The organism is Arthrobacter oryzae, from assembly GCF_037911235.1.
Classification (GTDB): domain Bacteria; phylum Actinomycetota; class Actinomycetes; order Actinomycetales; family Micrococcaceae; genus Arthrobacter; species Arthrobacter oryzae_E.
Window position 1 is genome coordinate 12,214 of the sequence record NZ_JBBLYW010000067.1, and the last position, 11,851, is coordinate 24,064.

Here is an 11,851-nt window from a genome sequence, read left to right on the forward strand (position 1 = left end):
GCGGCCATCGACGAGGCGTTCCGCACGACAAAAAAGTCCGCAGGTGCTGCCGGGGCAGCACGTGCGGACTTCTTCGTGGACTAAGCGGAGCTCAGTCGCGGGGTCTGACTAGACGCCGTAGTAGAGCTCGAACTCGTACGGGTTCGGGCGCAGGGACAGCGGGCGGATCTCGTTCTCGTACTTGTACTCGATCCAGGTGTCAATCAGGTCCTGGGTGAACACGCCGCCGGCCTGCAGGAACTCGTTGTCCTCGGCCAGTGCGTCCAGGGCTTCCTCGAGCGTGCCCGGTGCCTTGGGGATGTCCTTGGCTTCCTCAGCGGGGAGCTCGTAGAGGTCCTTGTCGATGGGAGCCGGCGGTTCGATGCGGTTGCGGATGCCGTCAATGCCGGCCATCAGCTGGGCAGCGAATGCCAGGTACGGGTTGGAGGAGGGGTCCGGAGCGCGGAATTCGATGCGCTTGGCCTTCGGGTTGGAACCCGTGATGGGGATGCGGATTCCTGCGGAGCGGTTGCCCTGCGAGTAAACCATGTTGACCGGAGCTTCGAAGCCCTTGACCAGGCGGCGGTAGGAGTTGACCGTCGGGTTGGTGAAGGCGAGCACAGCGGAGGAGTGCTTCAGCAGGCCGCCGATGTACCAGCGGGCGGTGTCGGACAGGCCGGCGTAGCCCTTCTCGTCGTAGAACAGCGGCTCGCCACCGGTCCACAGCGACTGGTGGCAGTGCATGCCCGAGCCGTTGTCACCGAAGACGGGCTTCGGCATGAAGGTGACCGACTTGCCCCAGGCGTCAGCGGTGTTCTTGATGACGTACTTGAACTTCTGCAGGTCATCAGCCGCGTGGGTCAGCGTGGTGAACTTGTAGTTGATTTCAGCCTGGCCGGCGGAACCGACTTCGTGGTGGCTGCGCTCGACCTCAAGGCCGGCCTCGTCCAGGGCGACACACATGGCGTCACGCAGGTCGGCCTGCTTGTCGGTGGGGGAGACCGGGAAGTAGCCGCCCTTGACGGGGGTCTTGTAGCCGAGGTTTCCGCCTTCTTCTTCGCGGCCCGTGTTCCAGTGGGCTTCTTCGGAGTCAATCTTGTAGAAGCTGCCCTGCGGGGAGGACTGGTACTGGACGTTGTCGAAGACGAAGAACTCGGCTTCGGGGGCGAAGAAAGCGGTGTCGGCGATGCCGGTGGAAGCGAGGTAGGCCTCAGCCTTCTCGGCCACGCCGCGGGGGTCGCGGTGGTAAGGGTCACCCGTGCGGGGGTTCACGATGGAGAAGTTCAGCGCAAGCGTCTTCTCCATGCGGAAGGTATCCAGGAATGCGGTGGTGACGTCCGGGATGAGCTGCATGTCGGACTCGGCGATGCCCTGGAAACCGCGGATGGAAGATCCGTCGAAGAGCTGGCCGTTGATGAAGAAGTCTGCATCAACGCTCTTGGCCGGGACGTTGAAGTGCTGCTGCACGCCGGGAAGATCGGTGAAGCGGATATCGACGAATTTAATATCTTCGTCCTTGATGAACTTGAGGACTTCGTCCGCAGTCTTGAACATCTATGCTCCTTACGCATAAGTAATAACTGGCTGGAAAGCCATGTGGTCCAGCGCAATCCGACGGCGCGAAAACACAAAAGTGTCCCCGCTCCCAGCTCGCTAGCAACTGTTACCACCCTAGGGACACGGGATTTCCCGTCCGTGTCCGCTATGTTTCCGGCAGGTTACGTAACCGCCTGATATGTAAACGCTATACGGTGTCCACACTGTGGTCCATCCGCATCCATACTGTGAACTTCGTAGGGGGAGCCGCGCAGCGGATAGGCTTAAGGCGTGGTTGATCGCAAAGACATAGGTTCCTGGCTCAGCGGGCCGGACACGTCCGGCATTTCCAAATACCCCGGCGAGCGCCTCGGCTTGCCCGAGGCGGGCCCCGGTTCCTTGGCACGGGCGGGCCGCCGGATCCTGGCCATCTGCATCGACTGGGGACTCGCGCTCCTGATCAGCAACTATGCCTTCGGCGGAGACTCTTGGGCGACGCTGGCCGTGTTCGCAGCGGAGCAGATCCTGCTCATTGGAACCCTCGGCTACAGTATTGGCCACCGGCTCCTGGGAATCCACGTGGTCCGACTAGGCGGCGCCCCGGCAGGGCCGCTGGCCGCCCTGGTCCGCACCCTGTTGCTGTGCCTGGTGATCCCCGCGGTCATCTTCGATCCGGATCACCGCGGCCTGCACGACAAGGCGATGAACACCATCCTCGTGCGTATGTAGCCCCGTTTCCGTCCCCGGCTTTGACGCGTCCCGCTCTGATTTCGGCGAGATCGTCACGAAACATTTCGGGGCATCAATGTGAAGACTGTCGATGAGGACGCGCGCGATCTGGTCCCTGGCGATAACGCCGTCGCGCGGTGAGCCGGCCTGTCGCCTGTCGCCTTGGAGCATGACAATGTTCCGCGCCTCAGCCACGGCGTAGCGGCCGATGCTGCCGGTGGCACCGACGACCAGGAGAGTGGAGGACGGTGGCTCATTTTTTCTCCTTGACCGCGGCCTTGGTCGTTTCACGCTGGGTGGCGGCCCAACTGGCGAGGAGTTTAAGTGCGTCCTCGGATGGTGTCTGGGGATCTGCTGTGTACACGTTGATGCGCAGTCCCGGGTCTGCGGGGAATTCCAGCGCTTCAAAGCCCAAGTCCAAATCGCCCACGATCGGGTGGTGGAGCCGTTTGCGTCCGGCGCGGTGGTACTTCACGTCGTGACGGGCCCACCGGGTGCGGAACTCCTCGCTGCGGGTTGAGAGTTCACCGATCAGGTCCGTGAGGTCCTTGTCGTACGGGTTTTTCCCGGCCGTGGAGCGCAGGACTGCGACGACGTCGTCCGCTGCGCGTTCCCAATCGGAGAAGAACTCCCGCGCTTTCGGATTCAGGAAGGTGAAGCGTGCGCTGTTCGGCGGAGTGGGCCCCTCCGTCATCATGTCCAGATACAGGGCACGGCCCAGTTCGTTGGATGCGAGGACATCCCCTCGGTCGTTGCGGACCCAGGCCGGCGCCGCCGTGATCGCATCGATGACGCGTTGCACGCTCGGCCGCACCGTCAGAGGGCTGCGTTTGCGCCGCACCCGCGGGGAGGCGGTGGCGGCGCGGGCAAGGTCAAAAAGATGGGCCGTTTCGGCGTCGTCGAGCTTCAGGGCACGCCCGAGGGCTTCAAGGACGCTGTCCGAGGCGCCGGAGAGGTTTCCCCGCTCAAGGCGTATGTAGTAGTCGATGCTCATCCCGGCGAGCATGGCGACTTCCTCGCGGCGCAGCCCGGTAACGCGCCGGTTGCCGCCATAGACCGGCAGCCCGGCCTCCTCAGGCGTGATCCTTGCGCGGCGGGAAGTCAGGAACTTCCGCACGTCGTCACTGTGTGTCATGGCTTCCACGCTACGCCGCCGCCCCGGAACGAGGGAGGCACTGGCGTTACCCGGAACGGCCGTGACTCCCCGCCCGCAAGGAATCAAGGTTGCATTGAAAGCATGAAACCTGAACCCGCAACCGCTCCCCGCCAGGCAGCGATCCTGGCGATCATCCTCGTCAGCTACTTCGTGATCCTGCTGGACAACTCAGTCATCTTCACTGCCCTGCCGAGCCTGCAGGAAGACCTGATGCTGAGCACCGGGGAGCTTTCCTGGGTTCAGAATGCCTACACGCTGGTCTTCGGCGGCCTGCTGCTCCTCGGCGCCCGGGCAGGAGACCTGTTCGGACGCCGGCGGGTCTTCGTGTTCGGGCTGGTGGTGTTCTCGATCGCGTCCCTGCTGATCGGAATGGCCCCGGCAGGTTGGTGGGCGATCGCCGGCCGCGCGATCCAGGGTATCGGGGCGGCAATCGTGGCACCCGCCTCGCTGTCCCTGCTCACCGCGAGCTTCCCGGAAGGCCGTGAGCGCACCCGGGCCGTCGCTTTGTACGGTGCGACCGCCGGGATTGGCGCCAGCCTGGGGCTGGTCATCGGCGGGGCGCTGGCCCACTGGATCTCCTGGCGGGCCGGGTTCTTCGTCAACGTGCCCATTGGCGCGGCGATGATCGCACTCGCACCGCGGTTCATCCCGGAAACAGGCCGGGCACGCGGCCGCTTGGACGTATTCGGCGCGCTCAGCGCCACACTGGGTGTCGGCGCCCTCGTGTTCGGCATCATCAACACCGTCGAAGCGGGATGGACTTCCCCGGTCACGGTCACGGCCATGAGTGCCGGCGTCGTGCTCCTGATCGCGTTCGTCCTGATCGAGCGCAGGGCGGCACAGCCGATCATGCCGCTGCGGCTGTTCGCGAGCCGCCGTCGCACCGGCGCCTACCTTGCCCGGTTCCTGTACCTGGGCGCGATGATCGGGTTCTTCTTCTTCACCACCCAGTTCCTGCAGGAAGTGCTGGGCTTCGACCCGCTGCAGGCCGGCATCGGATTCCTCCCCATGACGGCGGTCAACTTCGCCGTCGCGATGAGCATCCCGCGGCTGGCAGGGCGGATGCCGGGTTCCATTCCACTCGTGGCAGGCATCCTGACCACTCTTGCCGGGATGTTCTGGCTCAGCCGAGTCGGAGTCGACTCCCCATACCTGACTGGTGTGGCTCTGCCTATGATCCTCATCGGCGCCGGTCAGGGCCTCGCTTTCGCGCCGCTGACCTCGTTCGGCATCATCAGCGCTCCCGCGGCAGATGCCGGCGCGGCATCGGGCCTGGTGAACACCTTTCATCAGGCGGGAACCTGCCTCGGGCTTGGTATCGCCGTCGCTGCCGCAGCGACCGTCCCGACCACGAGTTCTGCCATAGCGCAACTGGCCTCGCAGGTCAGCGTCGCCCTCACGACAGGGAGTGTCCTCCTGCTCCTTGCCCTGGCCGTCACCGTAGCCCTCATTCTGCCCGCGGACTTGGCTGCCCGCCGCACCAGGGTACTCCGGACGGCCGTGCCCGTACCGGAGGCCGTGCCCGTACCGGAGGCCGAGCGCGTCCGCTGAGCTGTTGGAGAGCCTGGTCCCCAGGTCCTCCGGACACCTGGACCCACTCCTTCCGCGTCCTGAAGGACAAGCCTTCATTCCCCCTTCGACCCACGCATTCAACAACACAAAGGAAAACTCCCATGAAAACACGCAAGCTCGGCGGTGGCCTTGAGACATCAGCCATCGGCCTTGGCTGCATGGGCCTGAGTTTCGGCCTCGGCCCCGCCACCGACCGAACCGAAGCACTTGCCGTCATCCGGTCCGCCGCCGAACGCGGCGTCAGCCTCTTCGACACCGCAGAAGGATACGGCCCCTATGTCAATGAGGAACTCGTCGGCGAAGCGCTGCAGCCGATCCGCGACAACGTTCTGGTAGCCACCAAGTTCGGGTTCGACATCAACGACAACGGCGAAACGGTCGGACTCAACAGCCGCCCCGGACACATCCGGGATGTCGTCGACGCCTCTCTGCGCCGGCTGCGGACCGACCACATCGACGTGCTCTACCAGCACCGAGTCGACCCGAGCGTCCCGATGGAGGACGTCGCGGGCACCGTTAAGGAACTCATCGACGAGGGCAAAGTACGGCACTTCGGACTCTCGGAGGCGAGCGAAACAAGCATCCGCCGCGCCCACGCCGTCCAACCAATCGCCGTCATCCAGGACCACTACTCACTGTGGATGCGGGAGCCCGAAACCACGAAGTTCGAGGTTTGCGAGGAGCTCGGGATCGGACTTGTCGCCTGGGGACCCCTCGGTCAGGGATTCCTCACCGGCGGCATTACCAGAGGCATGCGGTTTGATAACCCGGACGACCTCCGGGCCGACTTCCCGCGCTTCACTCCCGAAGCGATCGAGGCGAACTTCGCCCTCATCGACTTCCTCAAGCAATTCGGCGCCGAAAAGGGTGCATCCCCGGCTCAAATCGCACTGGCCTGGCTGCTGGCCCAGAAACCGTGGGTAGTGCCGATCCCCGGTGGCACCCGGATCGCGCACTTGGACGATAACCTTCCGGCGGCCGATCTCGAACTCACCGCGCACGACCTCCGGCGAATTGACGAAGCACTCGCCGCCTTCGACCTTGTCGGTGCACCGCTCTCGGCAGGCCTTGACGCCGCGATCGACCGCGACCGCTAACCCTGCCCGGGAATCATAGCTCCGCTGGCAGTCCGCCGGCAGGGCCTGCCTGGATTGGCTTAGACGCCCGCGGTCTGGTGCTCCTTGGCTGCCTGCTGGTCGGCGCCCGCCGCCGTCAGGTAACCGCGCCTGCCTGCCCAGCGCTCGAACAGGACCGTGGCAAAGGGAAATACCGCGGAGAATCCGGCGAAGAAGGCGACGCGAAAGGGCCACCGCTGCAGCCGCCACAGGGCCAGTGCCGTTACGCCGTAAGCGATGAACAACGCCCCGTGAATCGGGCCGGCAATCTCCACCCCCAACTCCGAGGTCCTGGCCACCCATTTGAAGTACATTCCGGTCAGGAGAGCCGCCCAGCTGAAGGCTTCGGCGACGGCGAGAATCCGGAAGACGCGGATGACGGTTGATTTCGAGGGAAGTTTCACGGTACTCCGGTTTCTTCTGAGGCTTCTTCTGACGGCACTTCGGCGGTGCTGGCGGGCGGCCCAAAGCAAACGCCCCGGTTGCCGGCCAGATGGCCGATGTCCGGGGCGTTGCCTGTGCTGTTAGCGGCCGCGCGCTGCTTTGCGGTCCGGCCGGGCCTTGTAGGGATCGATTCCCTTGGGGATGGGGAGGCGGTTACCCAGCGACGAAATGCGCTTCGATACGGCGTTCACCTCAAGCTTGGTGAGTTCCTTGTCCAGCTTGTTCATCTTTTTGGCGACCTGGCTGATGGGAACCTGGCCCTCACCGCGGCCGCTCTCGATCCAGTGGACCGTAACGTTGGGCAGGATGCGTGCCAGGCGCTTGCGTTCAGCGTCGACGAGGGGCCGAACACGGTGGGTGGGGCCTTCACTGACAAGGACGACGCCGGGACGGCCGATGGCGCGGAATACTGCGTCCTGGGTGCGCGGGTTGACGGCAACCGGCTGGTCTTCGGTGATCCAGCCGCGCTTGAGCGTGCCCAGGACAGCGCCGGAGGCGCCGGGATGGTTCTCGATCTGGGCGAAAGCGGCGCGCTCAGCGCGGCGCGAAAGGATAAGGGTGGCGGCAAGCAGACCGAGGGGGATGCCGATGATCAGGCCCGTGATCCAGTTTTCGAGGAGGAAGCCCACCAGGAAGCTGACTGCTACGACTCCAAGGAAGGCAAGCAGCATCAACCAGACCACCATGGGATCGTGGCGGCGCGTCATCTGGAAGACTTCGTTGATCTGCTTCAGCCTGCTGGGCTTCTTGACCTTGGCTTCCTTCGGCTTGCGAGAGAAGAGGCCACGCTTCGGAGCGTCAGAGGCTGCCGGAGTCGGTTTGCTGGAATCAGGGGAATTCGCCATAGTGCCTTAATTCTACGTGATTTATGCCTGAGGGCCGGACGCCGGAATGCTCCGGTGCCGGCCCTCAGGCATAAATGTTACGAAAGGTCCTAATGGTGTGCTGCGATGAGGGAGCTGGCTTCCTGGCGGGTGCTGCCGGAGCTTTCGATGTGCGCGAGTTCGGCCGGGATTTCCCAGCCCTTCTTGCGCATCGCGGTGGCCCAGAGCCGGCCGGCACGGTAGGAGGAGCGGACCAGCGGGCCACTCATGACCCCGAGGAAGCCGATCTCGTCCGCTTCCTGCTGCAGGTCTACGAATTCCTGCGGCTTGACCCAGCGGTCCACCGGCAGGTGCCGTTCGGACGGGCGCAGGTACTGGGTGATGGTGATCAGGTCGCAGCCGGCCTCGTGCAGGTCGCGGAGGGCCTCGGAGATTTCCTCGCGGGTTTCGCCCATGCCCAGGATCAGGTTGGACTTGGTGACCATGCCCAGGTTCCGGCCCTGCGTGATGACGTCAAGTGACCGCTCGTACCGGAACGCGGGGCGGATGCGCTTGAAGATCCGCGGCACGGTCTCGACGTTGTGCGCGAACACCTCGGGCTTGGAGTCGCAGATCGCCTCGATGTGCCCGGGTTTGCCGGAGAAGTCCGGGATCAGGAGTTCGACGCCGGTGCCCGGGTTCAGTTCGTGGATCTTGCGGACCGTTTCGGCGTAGAGCCAGACGCCCTCGTCGGCGAGGTCGTCCCGGGCCACGCCGGTGACGGTGGCGTAGCGCAGCTGCATGGCCTGGACCGAGCGGGCCACCTTGGTGGGTTCGAACATGTCCACCGGGGAGGGCTTGCCGGTGTCGATCTGGCAGAAGTCGCAGCGCCGGGTGCACTCGGAGCCGCCGATCAGGAAGGTGGCTTCCTTGTCTTCCCAGCACTCGAAGATGTTCGGGCAGCCTGCCTCCTCACACACAGTGTGGAGGCCTTCCTTTTTGACCAGGTTCTTGAGCTGGACGAACTCCGGGCCCATCTGGACCTTGGCCTTGATCCACTCCGGCTTGCGCTCCACCGGTGTGGCCGCATTGCGCTGCTCAATGCGCAGCATCTTCCGGCCTTCTGGTGCCAGTGTCACAGTAGAGCTCCTTCGGGGTTTGAAACGAGTGCTTCTTCGTGCTTGCGGAATTCCTCCACGACCCGGTCCGCGATGTCCGCGGGGGCGATGGTCGTGCCGGCCTCGAGCGACATCGTGGTGACGCCCGCGTCCGTGATGCCGCAGGCAATGATCTGCGCATAGGGTGAAAGGTCATTGCTGCAGTTGATGGCGATGCCATGCATTGTGACCCCGTCCAGGACCCGGATGCCGATTGCGGCGATCTTGCGGTCCGGCCCCTTGCTGTCAGCTTTGATCCAGACGCCTGCGCGTCCCTTGATCCGCTCAGCTTTGATGCCGTAGTCCGCCATGACCGCGATCATGACGGCTTCGAGCCGCTCAACGTAGTCGCGGATGCCGGACCGGTTTTTCAGCTTGAGGATCGGATAGGCGATCAGCTGGCCGGGCCCGTGCCAGGTCAGTTTGCCGCCGCGGTCCACGGCGACGACGGGGGTTCCGTCGAACGGCCGTTCGTGGTCTTCTGTGAGCTTGCCGGCCGTGTAGACGGCGGCATGCTCAAGGAGCAGGACTGTGCTGGGCGCTTCAGCTGCGACGACTTTGTCATGGAGTTCGCGCTGGATCTCCCAGCCCTTCATGTAATCAACGAAATCCGGAGCAAGACCCAGCGTGGAAAACTCAAGAGTCATGGCATCCAGCTTAGACCCCGTCCGCCGTCGTGCCTGATTCTGTGCTTAACCTCTCACTGCGTAGCCTGTGGATAACTTCTGCGGGATTTTGCCGATTCCGCTATTCCTTGGGTATGGAGAAATTCGAGCATGGCGGCGGGGCTCCGGAGGTTTCCGGCTATGAGGTCGGGCGTGAACTTGGCCGCGGGGGAAGCGCGAGCGTGTGGCTGGTTCGGGAGGCGGGCAGTCTGCGGGAGTTTGCGCTGAAGTGCTTTGACCCGGTGGAGAACCGTCCGCCGTCCGGGTCCGACGTCGGTGTTCCCGGCAGGGAGCACGGGGACACCGAAGACGCCGTTCGCCGCGAACTGCGGATTCTTTCCGCACTGGACCACGACCACCTGGTGAAAGCGCACGATGTCGTCAGGCTCCGAGGTGCAGCGGACGGCAGCCTGGGGCTGGTTATGGATTATGCGGCCGGCGGATCCTTGGCCCAGCTGGTCAGCTGCCGCGGCCCGTTGAGCGTGGGTGAAACCGTGACCGTCCTGACGCCCATCGCCCAGGTGCTGGGCTACCTGCATGGCAAGGGCTTCATGCACTCGGATGTTGCCCCGGGCAACGTGCTGTTCACTGCCCACGGCAAGCCCCTGCTGGGGGACCTCGGCGTCACGCGCATGGTTGGCGACGCAGCGGATGCTTCTCCGGCCGGCACCGACGGCTTTATGGACCCGGCACCCGTGGACGCGCTACGGGCAGGGCTCCAGCCTGAGCGGGATGTCTATTCGGCGGCCGCCATCGGGTGGTACTGCCTGACCGGGAAGGCGCCTGAGCGCGGCCCGGACCGTCCGCCGCTGTCGCTTCTGGTTCCGGGCGTGCCAGCGGCCCTTGCCGCGGCGTTGGAGGCAGGCCTTAAAGAGGACCGGCGGGAGCGGCCGACAGCCCTGGAGTTCGCAGCGGCTGTTTATCGCAGTGCGGACGCAGCCCCGGTGGACCTGTCCGGCGCGGTCCACCCCACGGTGCTTCCCCGGCTGCTGACACGCCGGAACGTTCCTCTGTCACGCGGTTCCAGAAGGGCGGCGAAAATGGCAGCCAAGCTCCGCGTTTGGCGCCGCCGGCTGGTCAGCTCGGGAGGCCGCGTCCGGTGCGTGCGCCGTACGCCGGGGCGGCACGCCGGGCGAAACCGTCGGTGGATTGGTGCCGCGGTCGCTGCCCTCGCCTGCGCGGGGATCGCGTCAGTGGGGTTCCTGGCGGGGCCGGAGCTGGACGCACGGAAAGAGGCTGCGTCCGGATCGGTCTCCGCGCCGTCGGTGCCGGTGACAGACGTCCTCTCGGGGCCCGCCATTACGTCGGTTCCGGCGGAGGTCCGGGAACTGGCGCTCTCCGCAGAGCCCGAACTGGCTGTTCGGGGCTTGGCGGGGATACGGTCGGCCGCGCTGAGCTCAGGGGAACTCGAGATGCTGGACGAAGTCAATCTGGAGAACTCTCCGGCAGCCGTTGCCGACGCCAGAATCGGCGGAAGGCTCAGGGAAACGGGCCATGTCCTGGCAGGCTTCGGCACCACCCTCACATATGCGGAGGAAGAGCCGGGAGGTTCGGATTCACGGACAGTTGTAGCAATCACCGCGGCCACTTCGGCATACCGGGAGACGGACGCCGGAGGCAATATCGTGGCCGTGGAACCGGCTGGTCCGGAGCAACGGCTGCGCCTTGTCCTGGTCAGTGACGGCGGTCGTTGGCGGATCCAGGAGATCCTCCCGGCGGCCTAGCCGCTCCTGTTACTGGTCCTTGCCGGTGACCCAGGCAGTGGCCTGTTCCAGCGAGGGATGCTTCCACTCGAATCCGGCCCCGGCGAGCCGCGCGGGCTCCATGCGCTGGCTGCCCAGCAGGAGCTCGTCGGCCAGCTTGCCCATGACCAACCGCAGCACCGGCGCTGGTACCCGGAAGAGGGCCGGGCGGTGGAGCGCTGCCGCGAGGCGGGCCACAAGGGCGTTGACGTCCGCAGTCTCAGGGGCGCAGACGTTGACCGGCCCTGACAAGGGGGCGGCAAGCAGGAAGGTGAAAGCCGAGGACACGTCCGGCAACGTAATCCAGGGCCAGCACTGCCTGCCATTCCCCAGCGGCCCCCCAATGCCCAGCCGAAGCAATGGCAGCAGGCGTCCCAGTGCGCCTCCCGACCTGCTGAGGACAACGCCCGTCCGGGGAGTCACAACACGAACACCGGCGGGAGCCTCTTGCGCGGCGGCTTCCCACTCCCGGCAGATCCGGGCCATGATTCCCGAGCCGTTCGGGGAATGCTCGTTCAGTACCGCGGCGCCGCGGTCGCCGTAGTAGTTGGATCCTGACTGGCTGACGAAGACCTTGGGCGGCTGGTCCACTACCGCCATGGCGGCCGCCAGGGTCCGGGTGGGGTCCAGCCGCGAGCGGAACAGCTCGTCGATGCGGGCCCGGGTCCACGGCCGGTCTCCGATGCCGGCCCCTGCCAGGTTGATCACGGCGTCCGCGCCCTCAAGATGGCCGGGATCAAGCTGTCCGGATGCCGGATCCCAGCGTAGTTCGTCTGCACCTGCCGGCACCCGTCGCACCAGGCGGATCACATCATGGCCGTCCGACCGAAGGTGGGCGGACATGTGGCTGCCGATGAGGCCGGAGGCGCCGGCCATGATGATTCGCATGATCCATCTCACCATGCCCGGCACGGCGGCGGAACCTCCCGTCCGGCCTACCGACTTTGACTATG

Annotated in this window: 11 protein-coding genes; 4 read left to right on the forward strand and 7 right to left on the reverse strand. The window is 65.2% G+C overall.

The features are described 5' to 3' along the window. Positions 1-108: 108 nt before the first annotated feature. Positions 109-1,533 carry a type I glutamate--ammonia ligase gene (glnA, locus tag WMN78_RS19415; protein ID WP_340535398.1) on the reverse strand — a complete coding sequence of 475 codons (1,425 nt, stop codon included), beginning with the start codon at positions 1,531-1,533 and terminating at the stop codon, positions 109-111. Between the two features lie 273 nt (positions 1,534-1,806). Between glnA and WMN78_RS19420 the strand changes: the two genes are divergently transcribed. Then, a complete protein-coding gene (locus WMN78_RS19420; RefSeq protein ID WP_340535399.1) occupies positions 1,807-2,244 on the forward strand; it encodes an RDD family protein in 438 nt (145 codons plus the stop codon). 253 nt (positions 2,245-2,497) lie between these two features. Here the strand turns inward: WMN78_RS19420 and WMN78_RS19425 are convergent, their stop codons facing one another. Then, entirely contained in the window at positions 2,498-3,379 is an 882-nt protein-coding gene (locus WMN78_RS19425; RefSeq protein WP_340535400.1) for a helix-turn-helix transcriptional regulator, read from the reverse strand. Between the two features lie 102 nt (positions 3,380-3,481). Here WMN78_RS19425 and WMN78_RS19430 point away from each other — a divergent pair, with 102 nt between their 5' ends. Together WMN78_RS19430 and WMN78_RS19435 are read left to right on the forward strand one after the other, a co-directional pair. Next, on the forward strand, positions 3,482-4,951 hold the full coding sequence (locus WMN78_RS19430; RefSeq protein WP_340535401.1) for an MFS transporter: 1,470 nt from the start codon (positions 3,482-3,484) through the stop codon (positions 4,949-4,951). A 122-nt stretch (positions 4,952-5,073) separates the two neighbouring features. Then, positions 5,074-6,069: an aldo/keto reductase gene (locus WMN78_RS19435; protein WP_340535402.1), complete on the forward strand. Its 996-nt coding sequence runs from the start codon at positions 5,074-5,076 to the stop codon at positions 6,067-6,069. Positions 6,070-6,128: 59 nt separating this feature from the next. Here WMN78_RS19435 and WMN78_RS19440 read toward each other — a convergent pair whose 3' ends face one another. The 4 genes from WMN78_RS19440 to lipB all read right to left on the reverse strand — a co-directional run bounded on the left by WMN78_RS19440 (position 6,129) and on the right by lipB (position 9,147). Beyond that, positions 6,129-6,491, reverse strand: a complete 363-nt coding sequence (locus tag WMN78_RS19440; protein WP_340535403.1) for a DUF3817 domain-containing protein — start codon at positions 6,489-6,491, stop codon at positions 6,129-6,131. A 120-nt stretch (positions 6,492-6,611) separates the two neighbouring features. Continuing rightward, positions 6,612-7,376: a DUF4191 domain-containing protein gene (locus tag WMN78_RS19445; protein ID WP_340535404.1), complete on the reverse strand. Its 765-nt coding sequence runs from the start codon at positions 7,374-7,376 to the stop codon at positions 6,612-6,614. Between the two features lie 89 nt (positions 7,377-7,465). Next, complete coding sequence (gene lipA / locus WMN78_RS19450) at positions 7,466-8,473, reverse strand: lipoyl synthase (protein WP_340535405.1); 1,008 nt, start codon at positions 8,471-8,473, stop codon at positions 7,466-7,468. Next, positions 8,470-9,147 (reverse strand): lipoyl(octanoyl) transferase LipB, encoded by a 678-nt coding sequence (lipB, locus tag WMN78_RS19455; protein WP_340535476.1) that lies wholly within the window; start codon positions 9,145-9,147, stop codon positions 8,470-8,472. Before lipB ends, lipA begins: the two co-directional genes overlap by 4 nt. Before the next feature lie 104 nt (positions 9,148-9,251). On the opposite strand from lipB, the gene WMN78_RS19460 reads away from it, so the two are divergent. Then, entirely contained in the window at positions 9,252-10,880 is a 1,629-nt protein-coding gene (locus WMN78_RS19460; protein ID WP_340535406.1) for a serine/threonine-protein kinase, read from the forward strand. Between the two features lie 9 nt (positions 10,881-10,889). Here the strand turns inward: WMN78_RS19460 and WMN78_RS19465 are convergent, their stop codons facing one another. Next, positions 10,890-11,786, reverse strand: a complete 897-nt coding sequence (locus WMN78_RS19465) for a TIGR01777 family oxidoreductase (protein WP_340535407.1) — start codon at positions 11,784-11,786, stop codon at positions 10,890-10,892. Positions 11,787-11,851 lie beyond the last annotated feature (65 nt).

Coding starts and splice junctions, on each gene's coding strand:
- glnA (WP_340535398.1), bottom strand. CDS start 1,533: ATGTTCAAGACTGCGGACGAAGTCCTCAAGTTCATCAAGGACGAAGAT.
- WMN78_RS19425 (WP_340535400.1), bottom strand. CDS start 3,379: ATGACACACAGTGACGACGTGCGGAAGTTCCTGACTTCCCGCCGCGCA.
- WMN78_RS19430 (WP_340535401.1), top strand. CDS start 3,482: ATGAAACCTGAACCCGCAACCGCTCCCCGCCAGGCAGCGATCCTGGCG.
- WMN78_RS19435 (WP_340535402.1), top strand. CDS start 5,074: ATGAAAACACGCAAGCTCGGCGGTGGCCTTGAGACATCAGCCATCGGC.
- WMN78_RS19445 (WP_340535404.1), bottom strand. CDS start 7,376: ATGGCGAATTCCCCTGATTCCAGCAAACCGACTCCGGCAGCCTCTGAC.
- WMN78_RS19460 (WP_340535406.1), top strand. CDS start 9,252: ATGGAGAAATTCGAGCATGGCGGCGGGGCTCCGGAGGTTTCCGGCTAT.
- WMN78_RS19465 (WP_340535407.1), bottom strand. CDS start 11,786: ATGCGAATCATCATGGCCGGCGCCTCCGGCCTCATCGGCAGCCACATG.